This is a genomic window from Patiriisocius sp. (assembly GCF_051252435.1).
Taxonomy (GTDB): Bacteria; Bacteroidota; Bacteroidia; order Flavobacteriales; family Flavobacteriaceae; genus Patiriisocius.
In genome coordinates, this window is the sequence record NZ_JBPOFW010000006.1 from 18,324 (window position 1) to 35,551 (window position 17,228).

The window sequence follows — 17,228 nt, forward strand, 5'->3', positions numbered from 1 at the left end:
GAAACAAATCTTTATAAATAGTATATTGTATGTTTCAACTTAATCCACCTCATGAAAAAAATTGCAGTACAATCTCTACCCCTTTTTGAAGTAATTACAGACATCGCACAAGCCCTAGATGTGCCCTATCACGAAAACTGCGGCGAGTATCATCTTGACCTGCCACCGGACCTCGGAACCGGCTATATCAAAGGGATTAACTTTGATGGAGGCTTCGGAATCATTATGTATAAATGCACTTTTAACGAGGATGTTGAATTTCATTTTGTGGTAGATGATGTGCACCCATTAAAATTTTTATATTGTTTAGCGGGCCAACTGGACCATAGGTTTCAAGATGGAAAAGAGAACAACACTATTGAACAATATCAAAGTTCAATCGTGGCAAGTAAAAATCGAAATGGTCATATTTTGCACTTCAAAGCAAACACTAATATTGAAATAGGGAGCCTAGAAATTGATCGCGAAAAATTCAAGGTCAAAATGGATTGTGAGCTTAAAAACTTGACGCCCGAATTGAAAAATCTTTTTAGAGATAAGGAAGCTTCAAAACAATTTTACCACAATGGATATTTTAGTTTGCAAATTGCCGATCTATTTAGAAACAGCGAGAGTTTTGATAGCAACGATTTTATAAGACGCATCTATCTAGAAGGAAAAGCGTATCAAATATTAACGCACCAAATCATCCAGTTTCACGATGATATTCAAGATGACGGTAACAGAACATTACTTCGGAAATCTGAAGTAAACCAAGTAAATAAAGCCACGACAATAATAGAAGAAGAAATAAACGACCTCGATAATATTGAACAGATTGCTGAACGTGTAGGTCTCAATATAAATAAATTACAACAAGGTTTTAAATATCTGCACAACAGTACGGTCAATGAGTATATTCAAAATTGCCGACTGGATTTGGCAAAAAAACTTTTGAATAAAACCGATTATAATATTTCAGAAATTGTAGAAAAAATTGGACTCTCTAGCAAAAGCTATTTCTCCAAAGTCTTTAAAGAACGTTATGGCATTCCTCCTTCAGATTTCAGAAAAAAGAATCACACTAGGTAATAAAAAAAGCTCCACTCAAAGATTTGGGTGGAGCCACTAACAACCAATGAAACAATGGCTTATTCAAATAAATAAATCGCATTGTTACCAGAATTATAAAATTCAATTGCTCAGAAAGAATTCCATTTTGTGAAAGTACTGCATATTTAAAAGTACGTGTTGCGGAAATCGCACAATCATTAACTCAATTGAACTAACCCTGATTAAATTGTTAAAAATTTAAGTATTCTCTAACGCATATTAACATTTAAAGTAATGTTAATAAAATACATTTGTCATAACGTTAATCTAACAACAATTCAAAGCGCATGCATTTAAAAACTAAGGAATTAAAGACAACTGTGTTACTTTTTATCTTTGTATTTCTCACTTCATTTTTCTCAAAGGCACAAGATATTCCAACTTCGTATATCAAGGAAAAAGTCGGCTTTTATAAAACAAATGATCGAGGACCTTATAAATCTATAAATTGGTTTTGTAAAAATGGTGAAATACGTGATGCGCGCGACCCTTGTACAGACAACAAAGACGATGCCAGACAACACGCTGCCTACCGAGATGACACCAAGGAAATCGCAAAAAAATACAATATTTATTTAGGCGAAATTTTAGCCAGTACAGATCGCACCGCTTTTTGGGATGAATCTAACAATCAAAGTAGATTGAAGCAATACCAACTCAATAAATATTTGGGTAGTGTTGACGACGGTTGGATACAACGCAAGTCGCAATTTTATCGAGGCGCCGTACAGAGTGAGGACGAAAAAGCATGGGGAATTGAATTTTTTCAGAAATTTTTGCCACGCGACACTCGCGTTGTCAATAACTACTTTTTATTGCGCCAATCATTACGGGATATTCCCCACGACGGCGATAGTAACCTAGCACAAGACATGCGTAGCCAATCTAAGAATGTTGCAGATGAGTTTCCGAAATTTATGGATGCCAGAATCAAAATTCATGGAAAACCCACCATCGAGGATATTGAGATGGTACGCAATTTTCAATCAAAATATGAAAACGACTTAAAGCCAAAAACGAAAGAAGAATTGATCAATCTTCAAAAAACAATGGCAGAGTTTTACGCGCCGTTAGATTTAACAACACTTAGAAATCAAGTGCTTCAAATTTCGAAAAATAATGAAACACGTGCGAGACTGCTTCAATTTTTAGATACCTATAAAGACACGGACAAACCAGAAATGTTAGTACCTCAATTAGCTGATATTCTCTGTGTAATTCGAACTGATATCACAGATGCAAAATCAGGTAACGATAGATTGTTATTGCTTGATTTATCAAACGCCATTGAAGATGTTCTGCTAAAAAAGAGCCAAGAATGGCAACCAGATGATGTTTTAGGACTTCTTGAAAAAATTAGACACCTCAGCCTTGCTGCTGCTGGCACAGGACTCATTGAATTATGGGAGTGGGAAAAAGTAAAACCACAACTCGAGGTACATTTAGGCAAAGAAGATGTGACGCTAGAGCAACTCAACGAATTTTTAAATACCTCTCGAGGTATTGTTGAGTGGAGCGCCTCGATGGTAAAAGCTAATTATAGCGATGTCGTGGAATTGTACAGCACGTTTGAGCCTATGGCATATGGCTTTATTGATGACAGAATTCGCTCATCGGTTGCGTTGGACTTGGGGGAAAGTGTGAGCAAATTGGGAGCAATGATTGCAAAAAAATCAAATATTGCAAATAATGTATTGGACATTAAATCGCAAAGCAATATTCGTGGTTTGAATCCTGGTTATGCCTTTGGCGAGCTCGTTGTGATTGAAGAAAGCCCAGAAAATGTACCTATTGATACCGATAAAATTTACATTTTTCAAAAACCACCAAGCGACCTAAAACCAGTTGCAGGAATTATGACGGTGAGCGAAGGAAACCTCGTATCGCATGTGCAATTATTGGCGCGTAATTTAGGGATTCCAAATGCAGCGCTTTCGGGAGACAACTTGAAAGCGTTAACAAAGTATAATGGGAAAAAAGTATTTTACGCTGTTTCAGAAAAAGGCAACGTAATTATCAAAGTAGAAGATGACATGAGTGCTTCGGAAAAGGAACTGTTCAGCAAAAAAGAGCGTAGCCAAAAAAAGATTGCAGTGCCCGTAGAACAAATACGATTGGATGTTCAAAAAGTATTAAAAATGCGTGATGTAGATGCAAATGACTCCGGAAAATTGTGTGGGCCTAAGGCAGCAAACCTTGGGCAATTGAAAAAAATGTTTCCTGAGAATGTGGTGGAAGGATTGATAATTCCTTTCGGAATTTTCAGAAAGCACATGGATCAAATGATGCCAACGGAAGGTGTTTCATACTGGCAATACCTGAGCACAACATTTGCAGATGCTGATAAGATGAGGGATTCTAAAATCTCAGAAAAAGAGGTTGAAAATTTCCAGTTACTTCGACTTGAAAAACTAAGAATCGCGATTGAAAAAATGCCGCTCGATGCCAGTTTCGTTTCAGAATTAAAAAGTGGTTTTAAAGATGCCTTCGGAAATAGTATTGGCAATGTTCCTGTATTCTTGCGAAGTGACACCAATATGGAAGACTTAAAAGAGTTCACTGGAGCGGGGTTAAATTTAACGTTGTTCAACATACTTTCAGAAGAAAATATCACACAGGGAATTAAAAAAGTGTGGGCTTCTCCTTATACAGAACGTAGTTTTAAATGGAGGCAAAAATATTTGAACAATCCTGAAAATGTATTCCCATCCATTTTGATCATACCAAGTGTAGATGTTGATTACAGTGGTGTGATGATTACTAAAGGAATCAATAGCGGTAACGATGACGACCTTACGGTTGCCTTTAGCAGAGGCGCTGGTGGCGCGGTTGACGGGCAAAGTGCCGAAACTAGACTCATTACAAAATCGTCAGATTACTTATTAGCGCCTGCGCGCGAAGATGGTTATTTGAGACTTCCGAAAACGGGTGGAACGACAAAAAACATCACGACGTTTGAAGAGGAAATTTTAAATGAAAATAACATTTCAGAAATAAGAAAAATTGCAGAGGAGATTCGAGTGAAGATTCCGCAGGAAACAGATACCGACTACAAAGGCGCTTGGGATGTAGAACTTGGATTTGAAAATGACAAACTGTGGTTGTTTCAAATTCGCCCTTTTGTAGAAAATAAGCGTGCAAAAAGTTCGGAATATCTAACATCGATTACACCTCAAGTTGATTACAATCAATTGGTATGGGTAAAAGAAAAAATTTAAAAATATATTAATTAAAAGTTACCCACTCTTGTGGGCATTTAAAATGAAGAAATTAGCATTTATTGCATTAGGTTTGGCCGTAGTAGCATCGTTTGGTTTTTATCCCATTGATGGATATGAACGTTCTAGAATTGAAAGGCTTCTCTATATTCAAGACCAAATAGACAGCGGAGCAAAGTATACAAGAATTGAAGCAGGAGCCTACGCTTCTATAAAAGATATTAAGCTTAATCTTACAAGTATAAGCGATACCCCTATTGATGATCTTCTAAAAGAAGACCCAGAATTCTCAAAGAAAATCGCACGCATAACACCGGGAGGAGCCTACTCCTTAGCTGTTATGGACATCACAGACCCAAACAATATAAAGTATGCATCGCATAGAGAAGATGTGGGTTATCAGCCAGGAAGCGTGGGGAAAATCGCAGTACTAAATGCGGTTTTTTATGAAATGTCAAAAATATATCCAGATGATTTTGAAGCGCGTATTGCTCTATTATGTAATAAGAGAGTGACTTCAGGAATCTGGGGATTGGGCGATCACCACACCATTCCTATTTATAATGCTGAAAAGAAAACGCAACAAAAAAGACAGGTTGTCGCTAGTGATGAATTCACTTTATTTGAATGGTTGGATCACATGGTAAGTGTGAGCAATAACGGTGCTGCAAGTGTGATGTATAGAGAGGCAATGTTGATGAGTGCTTTTGGAAAAGACTATCCAAGACTAACAGAGGAAGAAGCGACCAAATATTTTGAAGACACAGATAGAGACTCACTAACAGTTTATGCGAACAGAGTTGTAAACGACCCATTGCGCACTTTAGGAATTACCGAAGACGATTGGAGATTGGGTGGTTTTTTTACAGATACCCCTGGAAAATACGTGGGACGTATGGGTGGAAGTATAGGAACTCCTAAAGGATTAATGAAGTATTTAGCACAGTTAGAACAAGGTAAAGTAGTTGACGAGGCTTCAAGTTTAGAAATGAAACGGTTACTTTATATAACTGACAGACGTATAAGATACGCACAATCAAATAGATTGGACAGCGCCAGAGTATATTTTAAATCTGGTAGCTTTTATAGTTGCGATAAAACAAAATCTACACCTTGTGGGGATTATGCTGGGAATAGGTTCAATTATATGAATTCAGTTATTACAGTAGAACACCCTGAAGGAAAAAATTACATCGTTTGTTTAATGAGTAATGTTTTAAGTAAAAATAGTGCTGGAGCGCACATGTATCTTGCCACTGCGATAGATAAAGTTATTACCGAAGAGTAGTCGCTTTTTTATTAGACCTAATATCATCAAGTGCGTGCTTTGCAAAAAGGCGCACTTTTTTGTTCCTATGTTTTAACAAAGGCATTATAAGTTTGATATATCTCATTTCAGACGTATGCATCATTACATTTAAAACGGCGAGTTTCATTTTTGAACCTCTGTTTTTTAATAATAACGAGAGTGCTCGTGTTTCAGTCAAAGCGTTCACTTCAAATGACGAAGGGTTGTATGTATCGCTATCAATAATATGATATTCAATCATGGGTAACATGGTACTTTTTAATCTCGATTTCAGTAAATTATCAAGAAACTCAATGGCATTGATCTTCGTCTCTTTCTCTTCACTTTTTAAGCCGAAATATGCCGTCTGAATATCTGAGTAATCATACTTCAAACTCAACAATTTGAAAACACATTCTAAACTTTGCTCCAACTGAAGTTCCAAAATATCGATCAAACTTTCGCGAGCTATCTGTAAATCTACCTGCAAATCGTTGGTCATTTCGGTTTCAGAATTCATTGACTTCGCTAGCGAAGATTTTATGCTGGAAAGGGTATTGATAGAATTTTTATAGTATGCTCCTTCCCTAAGAATAATCTTTGTGAGCAATCGTTGATCCAAAGAAGCCTGTGGAAATTGAGACCGTATTGTATTCAAAGATTTCGCAGCTTCAAGTCTAATCACAAAATCCTTACTGCGCAAAAGTCGCATTAAAATTTTGATGGCATTTCTATTCTTGAAGAGTTCAATAACCCCAGGAATATGGCGGCGCACATTATCTTTTAAATATTGATTGGTATCCATTTCCAATATTGTTTTTGCAATGGATTCCCCATAATTTCTTAAAGCCTTTTTAGCTCTAACATTGTATTTTTTACTCGCTAAAAATGCAATGAGGGGTTCAATAAATGGTGGGTGATTAGTAATTCCCGCAGCTTTAATGGCATGTTTAACAATGTAACTGGACTTGTTGTTAAAATTAACGGAGATAAAGGAATAAAACTTTAATTCACGAGCGTAAGCAATGGTCATCATCAACTCTGCAACTTCTTCTTTTCTTATACCATCGCCCGCAGCTGAAAACGTTCTAATCTTTTGGTCAATCCGTTCGTTGAGCCTAAATTTTGTAGCTAACTTTTCATTTTGTGACGCCGCTTTTGCCAAACACAGCAATGCTGCATTCGCCTTGTAGGTAGATGGATTTTCTAAATACGTCTCAAAGAGTTTTGCATCATCAATATTTGTATGGACAATTAGATACTCAATGGCTTTATAGACCAACGCATCGTCCTCTTCCTCAGTCAATCTTTTCACTTTTTCTATCGCGGTACCTTTTCGATAATCATATAATCTTTCAATTGCTTCAATTTTCACTTTATGAGATGGGTGGTCAAGTAAATTAACAATATGACTTTCAAAAACATTATATTTCACATCATGTAGCCTTTCCAACAAAGCCAAAATTTGTGACTCACTACCACTCTTCAAAATTTTAATATTTTCTGAAATATTAGATTTCTGAAATTTGTGCTGTGGAAGTTGATTATTCTCTAGCGAACGATGGATATTAGTTCTAAACGATTCAAAATAAGCCTCTCTAAGTTTATACACGAGTACCATCCAAACAAAAAGCACCAGTAAAATAATGACTGTAATATAACTTGTGCTGAGTTCTAATCTCTTGATGACAAAAATCAGCAACAATCCAGCAAAACCTGTTGCTATACTATCTACAACCACATCGATATAAGATTTAGCCTGGTTTTTAACATGCGACGGAATGGGTAAAATTGAAAGTTCAATACCTGCTTTATTTATAGATTGTTTGAAGCTTCCGTCCATTCCTTTGATGATAATCAAAACCCAAAGTTCTGGAAAAGTCAAAAACAATAAACATCCCATTGCAATCCCTAAAGGTAAAATCAAAAGGTTACTTGTAACTCCCAACCAAGCTAATAATCGGTTGGTCAAAAACAATTGTATCAATAATGCAATTACATTAAAAGAAGAAAACCAAAAACCAAAAAAAGACGCAAGCTCATCACTATCAGGAATGGCTCTATTGGCAAAATCACTAAATTGAAAATCGACCAACTTTGCCATTATCACCCCTACTCCCACGATGGCAGCGAGGTACGTTAAATGCTTTGACCGGATGATTAATTTATAGGCTGGAGTGAATTCGGTTTCTTTGGTCTTTCTTTGGTTTATGATGTAAGTACTTAATTTACGTATTCTCATTTTCCAAACACCATTTAATATTGGGATACAACCAAGTATCAACAATGCTGCAATTAGTATGACCACACGATTTCCGAAGAGCGGCGCAATAATAGAGGTAATATATCCTCCAAAAATACCTCCGGCGATTGCTCCAGCACCAATAAAACCAAACAGCCGTTTTGCTTCTCTGGCATTAAAAACCATGTTTGCCAGAATCCAAAATTGTGATGTAACCAATACCGCAAAAAGGGAAACGCTTAAATAGTAAGCATATAAAATGAAGTCATTGCTTATACCGCTGTACATCAAAAAACTCAAAAGCATAAAACTGGCACTAAAAAAGAGTAATGTGCTTGTTGTAGTTCTTTTAAGGGAATATTTTTTTACGGCTCTATTGTAAAAATAAGAAGTAATAACTGCAATCAATGCTACTAAAAGATATGCGTACGGAAGATGATTTGCCCCTAATTTTGAAAGAAATAATGCATTAATGGTAGGTTTTACCATCAATAAAACAGTGATTAGCAGAAAGATATATAACTGCATAAAAAAAGAGATGCGGATTTCCCCATCTCTTATATCAAACGTTTTCTTAAAAAGATTTTTTAACATTATAAAACTACACTAGGTATTTCTATAAAGAACGTGATTTTTTCATTACTTTTTCTAAAGGAATTACTAAATCTCTTATAATTTGTTCACCATAATCGTTATCTATTAGAGCTACCATTATATATTTTCTGTCAGGTCCCCATACGAGAACTGAATCTGCGTGATAGTTTTTCCACGAACCAGATTTTCTATAAAGCTTAGCGTTTGGTGCTATTTTATCGAGGGTATTTACAAATTTATGGTGCAAAGCTGGATCCCGCATAATTTCTAACATTTGCTCAGATCTTTCTTCACTAATCAAATTACCCATTGCGAGTTGATAGTAAAAACTACAAACCTGCCTTGCAGTTGCAGCGTGACTAAGCCCTTTCATAGGCTCTGGGTATCTTCTACCTCCTGCAGCATATCTTTTTCCAACCCAAAGACCTCCGCCCACTTCTTCATCATATAATTTATGCTTGGGCATTCTTAAAACTTCTTCAATTTTTTCATAACCTACACGATCAATCATACGTGTGGTAGCTTGATTATTAGATTTACTAATCATCAAGTGCATATCATTCTGAATCTCTTTTGAATCTTTTAATTGGCCTTTATCAATCGCATCCATAGCAGCCAATAAAACAGCAATTTTTGGCAGGCTAGCCGCATACATCATGTTATCATCATTAATACCAGCATACTGAATATGATCCAAATCTGACAAATCAACAATCCCAATAGCCATTTTTTGATTTTGCAACAATGCTTTCCATGCCTTATTTTTATACAGTTCATTATGAAGCATTCGCTCTAAAGTAGGGTCTGCTAAATCTGAAATAGGATCAACATCGCAATCATTTACCAATGGTAAATCTTGAGAGAAAACATTCAAAGTAATAGAAAAAAATAATCCTAAGGTCAATAAAAAATTTAAGCTATATCTCATAGAAATAATATAAGGTTTTAAATTGTTCTAGTCAAAAATATTTTCACAAAAGTGAACAAATGTATGTTAAAAATCGATATGTGATTTACTGCTTGATAAATATTTAAACGAATTTTAGTTAATATTTTGTTATGATGGCAAAATGTGTAAAGTTTACTTCTATTTACTGTATTGTTTATAACGCAACTATCTAATTTTAGTATATTCGCACTATCATAAAAAAAGCATAAAAATGGGTTTATCTTCGGAAATAATGGACGCTATGAAAATAGCAATGAAGGCAAAAGATAGTCAAACATTACAGGCATTAAGGTCTGTAAAAAGCGCAATACTCTTAGCGCAAACTGAAAGTGGTGCAAAAGAAGAATTGACAGAAGATGAAGAAATAAAAATTTTACAGAAACTCGTAAAACAACGTAAAGACAGCGCTGCTATTTACAAGGAACAAGGAAGAGAAGATTTGGCCAATCCAGAAATAGCAGAAGCAGCTGTTATTGAAAAATTCTTACCTGAACAATTGAGCGAAGAAGAAGTTACAAAATTAGTAGATGAAGCTATTGCGCAATCTGGAGCAAACTCTATGGCAGATATGGGGAAAGTAATGGGAATAGTCAACGGCAAAGCTGCCGGAAGAGCAGATGGCAAGACAATAAGTACTATTGTTAAAGCGAGATTGAGCAATTAAAGTTTAGAAAGTATTAAAGAGATTCTGTCTTTCGACGGAATGAATTGGCCGCGTGGCGCAACTGAATAGCGCATCAGATTTCGGCTCTGAGGGTTGGGGGTTTGAATCCCTTCGCGGTCACGAAAACCAAAAAGTCGATACTTTAGTATCGGCTTTTTCATTTGTAAAATTTAGAGAATTAGAAATATTTAATCCTTTCATGATTTTAAATAAATCAATAAGCGAAATCTCACTAATCTTCCAAATTACTCTCAGAATCTCCATCCTTTTTCTTATCACCGTTAGCTAAACTATATACTACTAATACAATTACAATACACACAACGGCAAAAACACCAATAATTACAGTTCCTATTCCCCAATTGACTAATGGCAAAAAAAGTGAATTCATATCTATATATTTTAAATTAATGACAACTATGTTTTGAGTTTACCTGCTCTACAAATACGGAATTTGACGGCGAAATATATTTAATACCCAGTCCTAATCCACGAACTATAAATAACACTCCTATCACTACAACAAATACAGGAATTACCTTTACAATACGTTGCTTTGCTTGTCCCTTTAAGAAATTTCCAAGATAAATTGCTGTTGTCATTAGCGGTATTGTACCAAGTCCAAAAACCGCTAAATACAATGCACCATAAGCAGCACCACCACTAGCCAAAGCTCCAAAAACAGCCATATAAACAAGTCCGCAGGGAAGGAAACCATTTAAAAAACCAATTGTAAAAAAGGTACTTGGATCTTTCTTTTTAAGCTCTGCCCCCATTGCCGATTTTACTTTAGAAACGGCTTTATAAATAGGCCTCGAAAAATTATATTTATTAAAAACCTTTGACGGAATCACTATCGTAATAATCATTCCAACACCAACAATTATAGATAACTGTTGTTGTATTCCAAACAAATGCAAACTCTTTCCTACGAGACCAAAAACAAATCCAATCACTCCATACGTGAACAATCTTCCAGTATGATAACTCAGTATTTGAAAGATTCGTTTGCTATTACTTTTGCGGTCTAGAGGTAATAAAAAAGCAATTGGCCCACACATGCCCACGCAGTGAAAACTACCCAAAAGACCTAATATGAGGGCAGACCAAAGCATTAGTATAAAATTTCTTCTTTGTACATATAAAAAGTCCCATTATAGGTCCAGTCTATCGTGATGTTCCATCGACCATCTAACAAGTTATTGTCAGGTATGAGCAAATTAGATTCGGTTAGCGAAAGTTTAATTTCGCTATCGAGTTTCTCATTAGATGGTCTATATAGAAACAATGTTCCCTTAATTTTTGAAGGTTCCATGGCAGCTGGGAAAACAATTTCCCAACCATTAGGAACTTTTTTGCTGATGATTTTTTCTTTAAGATTGTTCATATTTGTTTCTGCATCAATCTCGTTTTGATATACCATTTCCTTAGCGTAGTACTCTTCAGTCACTAAATCATGGCTATAATTCTTATCTGTACTCATGGTGATAACCATATACATGATAAAGCAAATAAAACATGCCATCCCTACTACGATTCCTGTTCCCCAATTCCATTTCATATCTTTTACCCGTTAGGCGGATAACTTATTAATTAAACATGTTTTGTTTCCTCTTTTGAGGTCTCTCTTTGTTCTTCAAGATTCTCCATCATCAGCTTTTTTTGACAATTTATATTCTGTCCTGGCTGCCCATTTTTAAATCCTAGGCAACATTTATTTTTTTCAGTACTCATACTATCTTTTTTGGGCGTGACCTCAGGTCAGGCTATTTGTTTCAATTCCTCGATTTTCGTACCTCAACCTGCGGGATTTCCACTTCTATCCTTTACGCAGTTTCGGCTAACTTTTAGTCTCGCGTCACCTCATCTTGAACAACTGGTTATCTTAATAATGCTGGTCACATTTCCGAAGTAAAACGAATCACTATTCTAGTTATAACTCCTTGGTCCTAAAAATGCGGTCGTAGTTGTTTCTATTACATCATCTCCACTCAATATTTCGATAGTGACGCGGTCTTTATCTCCAGTAAGTGCACTTGCATTAATCTCAATAAAAAGGGTGCCTTCTGCCAGGCCTTCTTCGTCAATATTCAACATCTCACTTGTGACTAATTTGATAGTTCCTTTATGCGACTTAAGCCTAAAGCGAACATCCTCAATATCTTCAACAGTTTTATTTATAAGCTTATAGGTGTATACGTTACTAATAATATTATCCTTCTTGTGTTCATATAACTGTCCCGGTAATCTTAAAATCTGGGCTTCGATATCATTACGTAAAAACAGTAGTCCAATGAGTACTGCAATTAAAATTCCCAATACAACCACATATCCTTTGAGGCGGGGTGTGAATTCAAATTTTTTCTTTTTCTCGATATTATCTTCACTAGCATACCTAATGAGGCCCTTTGGTAAATCAACCGCTTCCATTATTTGATCACAGGCATCAATGCATGCTGTACAATTAACACATTCTAGTTGTGTACCGTTACGAATGTCTATTCCTGTTGGGCAGACTTGAACACATGCAAAACAGTCAATACAATCTCCCTTTCCCGTGGATGGCCTATCTTCATTTTTCTTGAATTTTGCACGACCTTCTTCTTTTTCTCCACGTTTGTAATCATAAGCTACAATGATAGATTTATTATCAAGCAAAACTCCCTGCAAACGCCCATAAGGACATACGATGATACATACCTGTTCTCTAAACCATGCAAAAACAAAATAGAAAACACCTGTGAAAATAAGCAACGAAATAAGCGTACTTACATGATTTGAAGGACCGTCAAAAATATATCGCAACAGTTCATCACTCCCTATTAAGTATGCCAAAAAGACATTGGCAATCAAAAACGAAATGATAAAAAACACTGTCCATTTTAAGATGCGCTTTTTTATCTTCTCAGCGTTCCAAGGCATTTTACTAAGCCTAATCTGTTTACCTCTGTCACCATCAATCCAATATTCAATACGTCTAAAAACCATCTCCATAAATATGGTCTGTGGGCAAATCCAGCCGCAAAATATTCTTCCAAATGCCACTGTGAACAATATTACAAAGACCACTCCTATCAACATCATAATGACAAATAGATAAAAGTCTTGCGGCCAAAAAGGGAATCCAAAAATATTAAACCTGCGTTCCAGTACGTTGAACATCATAAACTGGTTGCCCCCTATTTTAACGAAAGGTGAAGCAAACAAAATTACCAGCAGAAAGTAACTCACATATTTACGATATTGATACCATTTACCACTAGGTTTTTTAGGAAATACCCACGCGCGCTTTCCCTCAGAGTCTAGCGTGCCCATTGTATCTCTAAAATTATCCTTCCCTTGTTCAGCCATTTTAAGTTTTGAGAAATTTTATTCTCTGTTTGTTTTACTTCGGAAATTTTGAGCTCATTTCCCTCTGTATAGTTAATTGTGTCCCATTTATGTCCATCGCACAAATTTCCAAAGGGAATCTTTATTTTAAAATTATTTAAATAGCATCAACAGGAAAATGGCATCAAAAACACCTAATACCGAATGCTTTAGTTTCACGGGAACCTCAAAGGTGTCAAACCTTTGTAAGCGATAACTATGCGTTGCTGTATTGAAATCAATTTCACCTTGGACAACAAGTATTTTTGCTTTTGATAGCGCCATGTGTTCTGGAAATGTAACACCTTTGCACAACCCTATTGCTAGTAATTTTTTATCACCTTTGTCATAAATGGGTTTTATTATGGGCGAATTACTATGGGGTATCGCATTTGATATCTGGTTTAATATATTTTCCATAATTATTTGATTTAGTTCTCTATAACATTATTAGTTACTGAGTCGTTCTCAATCAACATTAATACTTGCGTACTATCAACAACTACCTCTTTTATTTCGACGGCAGGTACGTTTTCATCAACCCATAAATCACCTTCTGCTTCTTTGGGTTCTGCTGGAGTTGTGCCTTGGAAACCTAAAACGTAACTAGCAACTTGAGCCATTTCAAGAGGTTTTAGATCTGTTTTCCATGAAATCATCCCTTTACCTGAACGGCCACCTTCTGAGATGGTATTAAAAACATTTTTAATACCACCACCTAAAATCCAATATTCATCAGTAAGGTTGGGTCCAATTCCTCCTCCTCCATCAGCCTTGTGACAAGCGATACAATTATTTGTAAAAATAGTTTGACCAGCTTTTAAGTCTCCTTCATCTGAAAGTAATGTTACTGTATTTACGTCTACTAAATCTTTAGCTGTCTTTTTCCAAGCTTCAATTTCAATGTTCGCCTCTGCCACAGCCAACTCATACTCTTCAACTTGATTATAGTCGTTAAAGACTTCAAAACGCACCAGATAAACTACAGCAAAAACAATTGTAGCATAAAACATATATACCCACCACGGAGGTAAATTATTGTCTAATTCCTTAATACCGTCATAATTATGATCTAATATTATGTCACGCTCTTCTTCTATGTCTTTACTACCTAAAGCTGCTTTATATTTTTCTTTGATCCATTTAAATTCGTCCTCTTTTGCCATTGCAGCTTCACTATCATATTTGGCTTTTGCTTCGGGCTTTAAAGTTTTATAAAGCACACTTTGTACCGAGGCAATACTAATCTCTCCGGCAATGTAGAATAGAAAAATTACCCCATAAACAGCCCACAACCATGGTTGCTCTTCAAATGCTCCAGTTTTTCCAGAGGCTCCTATCTTATCCAAGAAAAAATATCCTAAGACAGCAAGGCCAAAAATTCGTATAAATGATGCAGTACTTCTCATAAGGATGGCTCGTTATCGTGAATGGTATCTTCATTTAACGGTATGCTACTTACTTCACTAATGTGTTCTTTTGTTGCTGTAAAGACCCACCAGAATAGTACAACAAAAAAGACAAAAAAGATGAGTAGCGATATCATAGGGTAGATAGCTACACCGTCAATATTTTCTAAATTTCCTTTAATAAATTTCAACATGGTTTATTCGTTTATGTTAATGGTTGATGCATCCCCATTTTTTACTTTAATATCTGTCCCTAATCGTTGGAGATAGGCAATAATCGCTACAATTTCGCGATCCTTCATATCTACAAAATCCTCCCCATTTTCCTGTGCATATTTTTTATCTGCTTCATAAGCTTTTGCAAAATCTGGATCATTATAGAGGTTTTTCTCAATGGTTTTTCCTTGCTCTTCCATCCATAGTTGTGCTCGGTCAATTTCCTCTTGCGTATATGGCACACCAAGTGTTACCATTGCTTCCATTTTGGTTTCAGTATTATCTTTATCAAGCTTATTTTGAATCAACCATTTATAAGATGGCATAATCGAACCTGAAGAAGTACTCTGAGGGTCATAAAAATGATTTATATGCCAGTTATCACTGTACTTTCCTCCCACACGTAATAAATCTGGGCCGGTACGTTTACTACCCCATAAAAAAGGATGGTCATATACAAACTCTCCGGCCTTGGCATACTCCCCATAACGCTCTACTTCACTACGGAAAGGTCGCACCATTTGAGAATGACAGCTCACACATCCTTCACGTATGTATAAATCACGTCCCTCTAGTTCAAGTGGTGTATATGGTTTTACACTAGAAATCACTGGAATATAATCATCCACCATTAGCGAAGGAATAATCTGTACCATCCCTCCTATTAAGATTGCTATGGTAGCATAAATAGTAAGTTTTACAGGTCTTCTTTCTAACCAAGTATGGTATCCTTCTTTGCTTGTACGTTTTTTTGTTACTTTTTCAAGGGGAGCAGCTTCGGCAAGCTCATCTTTAACTTTTGAACCTGCTCTCGCAGTCTTTATTATATTATATACCCCAATTAATGCTCCAATAATATACATTGTTCCACCTATGGCACGCATCCAGTACATCGGCATGATTTCTATTACCGTTTCCAAAAAGTTACCATACTTAAGGGTTCCGTCTGGATTAAATTCTTTCCACATCAAAGCTTGTTGAAATCCCGCAACATACATAGGTAATGCATATAGAATAATCCCTAATGTACCCACCCAAAAGTGGGTATTTGCTAATTTAAGAGACCAAAGTTTAGTTTTGAAAAGTCTAGGAACCATCCAATAAATCATACCAAATGTCAAGAATCCATTCCAAGCCAATGCGCCTACGTGGACATGTGCTATAATCCAGTCGCTAAAGTGGGCAATCGCGTTAACATTTTTCAACGAAAGCATAGGCCCTTCAAAAGTTGCCATACCATACCCGGTAATCGCAACTACCATAAATTTAAGTACCGGATCAGTTCGTACTTTATCCCAAGCACCACGAAGCGTAAGCAGCCCATTTATCATTCCCCCCCAAGACGGTGCTAGTAACATGATTGAAAATGCAACTCCCAAATTTTGAGCCCAGTCCGGAAGTGATGTGTATAATAAATGGTGAGGTCCCGCCCAGATATAAATAAATATCAAAGACCAAAAGTGCACGATAGAGAGTCTGTATGAATATATAGGTCTATTTGCCGCCTTTGGCACAAAATAATACATCAACCCTAAGAAAGGTGTTGTTAAGAAAAATGCAACTGCATTATGACCGTACCACCATTGCACTAGAGCATCTTGGACCCCAGCATACATTGAATAACTCTTTAATGCTCCCACTGGAATTGCCATACTATTAACAATATGCAATACTGCAACTGTCACGAAAGTTCCCAAATAGAACCAAATTGCAACATACAAGTGACGCTGTCTCCTTTTAAGAATTGTACCAATTAAGTTAGCACCAAATACTACCCATATAATAGCGATAGCAATATCAAATGGCCACTCCAACTCGGCATATTCTTTTGATGAAGTAAATCCTAAAGGAAGGGTTATTGCAGCCCCTACAATGATAGCCTGCCATCCCCAGAAATTTAGATTACTCAACCAATCCTTCCACATCCTCGCCTTTAATAATCGTTGTGTAGAATAATAAACACCCGCAAAAATGGCATTTCCCACAAAGGCAAAAATTACTGCATTTGTATGCAAAGGACGTAGACGACCAAAACTCAACCAAGAGATACCATCTGTAAGGTTAGGAAACAAGAACATCGTGGCCAGCAAAAGTCCAACGCTCATACCAATAATACCCCAAAACATTGTCGCGATAATAAACTTACTTACCACTTTATTATCGTAATAAAACTTTTGTAATTCCATA

15 protein-coding genes and 1 tRNA gene are annotated in these 17,228 nt (G+C 36.2%); 5 read left to right on the top strand and 11 right to left on the bottom strand.

From position 1 onward, the window contains the following. Positions 1 to 51: 51 nt before the first annotated feature. The 3 genes from ACSHW7_RS12900 (at position 52) to ACSHW7_RS12910 (ending at position 5,598) form a co-directional block, all read left to right on the top strand. Positions 52 to 1,071 carry a helix-turn-helix domain-containing protein gene (locus ACSHW7_RS12900; RefSeq protein ID WP_435679779.1) on the top strand — a complete coding sequence of 340 codons (1,020 nt, stop codon included), beginning with the start codon at positions 52 to 54 and terminating at the stop codon, positions 1,069 to 1,071. 308 nt (positions 1,072 to 1,379) lie between these two features. Continuing rightward, positions 1,380 to 4,310, top strand: coding sequence for a PEP/pyruvate-binding domain-containing protein (locus tag ACSHW7_RS12905; RefSeq protein WP_435679780.1), 2,931 nt, complete (start codon positions 1,380 to 1,382; stop codon positions 4,308 to 4,310). Between the two features lie 43 nt (positions 4,311 to 4,353). Next, a complete protein-coding gene (locus tag ACSHW7_RS12910) occupies positions 4,354 to 5,598 on the top strand; it encodes a serine hydrolase (protein ID WP_435679781.1) in 1,245 nt (414 codons plus the stop codon). Here ACSHW7_RS12910 and ACSHW7_RS12915 read toward each other — a convergent pair. Beyond that, positions 5,585 to 8,368, bottom strand: coding sequence for an Npt1/Npt2 family nucleotide transporter (locus ACSHW7_RS12915; protein WP_435679782.1), 2,784 nt, complete (start codon positions 8,366 to 8,368; stop codon positions 5,585 to 5,587). The two genes, ACSHW7_RS12910 and ACSHW7_RS12915, sit on opposite strands and share 14 nt — an antisense overlap. An 88-nt stretch (positions 8,369 to 8,456) precedes the next feature. Further along, complete coding sequence (locus ACSHW7_RS12920) at positions 8,457 to 9,362, bottom strand: serine hydrolase (protein ID WP_435679783.1); 906 nt, start codon at positions 9,360 to 9,362, stop codon at positions 8,457 to 8,459. A gap of 232 nt (positions 9,363 to 9,594) precedes the next feature. Between ACSHW7_RS12920 and ACSHW7_RS12925 the strand changes: the two genes are divergently transcribed. Continuing rightward, on the top strand, positions 9,595 to 10,047 hold the full coding sequence (locus ACSHW7_RS12925; RefSeq protein WP_435679784.1) for a GatB/YqeY domain-containing protein: 453 nt from the start codon (positions 9,595 to 9,597) through the stop codon (positions 10,045 to 10,047). A gap of 46 nt (positions 10,048 to 10,093) precedes the next feature. Next, positions 10,094 to 10,167, top strand: a tRNA-Arg gene (locus ACSHW7_RS12930). 112 nt (positions 10,168 to 10,279) lie between these two features. Here ACSHW7_RS12930 and ACSHW7_RS12935 read toward each other — a convergent pair. The 9 genes from ACSHW7_RS12935 to ccoN all read right to left on the bottom strand — a co-directional run bounded on the left by ACSHW7_RS12935 (position 10,280) and on the right by ccoN (position 17,227). Then, positions 10,280 to 10,438, bottom strand: coding sequence for a hypothetical protein (locus ACSHW7_RS12935; protein ID WP_435679785.1), 159 nt, complete (start codon positions 10,436 to 10,438; stop codon positions 10,280 to 10,282). Positions 10,439 to 10,454: 16 nt separating this feature from the next. Next, positions 10,455 to 11,162: a sulfite exporter TauE/SafE family protein gene (locus tag ACSHW7_RS12940; protein ID WP_435679786.1), complete on the bottom strand. Its 708-nt coding sequence runs from the start codon at positions 11,160 to 11,162 to the stop codon at positions 10,455 to 10,457. Beyond that, a complete protein-coding gene (locus tag ACSHW7_RS12945) occupies positions 11,162 to 11,608 on the bottom strand; it encodes a FixH family protein (RefSeq protein WP_435679787.1) in 447 nt (148 codons plus the stop codon). Before ACSHW7_RS12945 ends, ACSHW7_RS12940 begins: the two co-directional genes overlap by 1 nt. A 32-nt stretch (positions 11,609 to 11,640) precedes the next feature. Beyond that, a complete protein-coding gene (locus tag ACSHW7_RS12950) occupies positions 11,641 to 11,781 on the bottom strand; it encodes a hypothetical protein (RefSeq protein WP_435679788.1) in 141 nt (46 codons plus the stop codon). 195 nt (positions 11,782 to 11,976) lie between these two features. Then, positions 11,977 to 13,398, bottom strand: coding sequence for a cytochrome c oxidase accessory protein CcoG (ccoG, locus tag ACSHW7_RS12955; protein WP_435679789.1), 1,422 nt, complete (start codon positions 13,396 to 13,398; stop codon positions 11,977 to 11,979). A 132-nt stretch (positions 13,399 to 13,530) separates the two neighbouring features. Next, positions 13,531 to 13,836 carry a hypothetical protein gene (locus tag ACSHW7_RS12960; protein ID WP_435679790.1) on the bottom strand — a complete coding sequence of 102 codons (306 nt, stop codon included), beginning with the start codon at positions 13,834 to 13,836 and terminating at the stop codon, positions 13,531 to 13,533. 11 nt (positions 13,837 to 13,847) lie between these two features. Beyond that, positions 13,848 to 14,825: a cbb3-type cytochrome c oxidase N-terminal domain-containing protein gene (locus ACSHW7_RS12965; protein ID WP_435679791.1), complete on the bottom strand. Its 978-nt coding sequence runs from the start codon at positions 14,823 to 14,825 to the stop codon at positions 13,848 to 13,850. Then, on the bottom strand, positions 14,822 to 15,019 hold the full coding sequence (locus ACSHW7_RS12970) for a CcoQ/FixQ family Cbb3-type cytochrome c oxidase assembly chaperone (RefSeq protein ID WP_435679792.1): 198 nt from the start codon (positions 15,017 to 15,019) through the stop codon (positions 14,822 to 14,824). Before ACSHW7_RS12970 ends, ACSHW7_RS12965 begins: the two co-directional genes overlap by 4 nt. A gap of 3 nt (positions 15,020 to 15,022) precedes the next feature. Beyond that, entirely contained in the window at positions 15,023 to 17,227 is a 2,205-nt protein-coding gene (ccoN, locus tag ACSHW7_RS12975; protein WP_435679793.1) for a cytochrome-c oxidase, cbb3-type subunit I, read from the bottom strand. Position 17,228 lies beyond the last annotated feature (1 nt).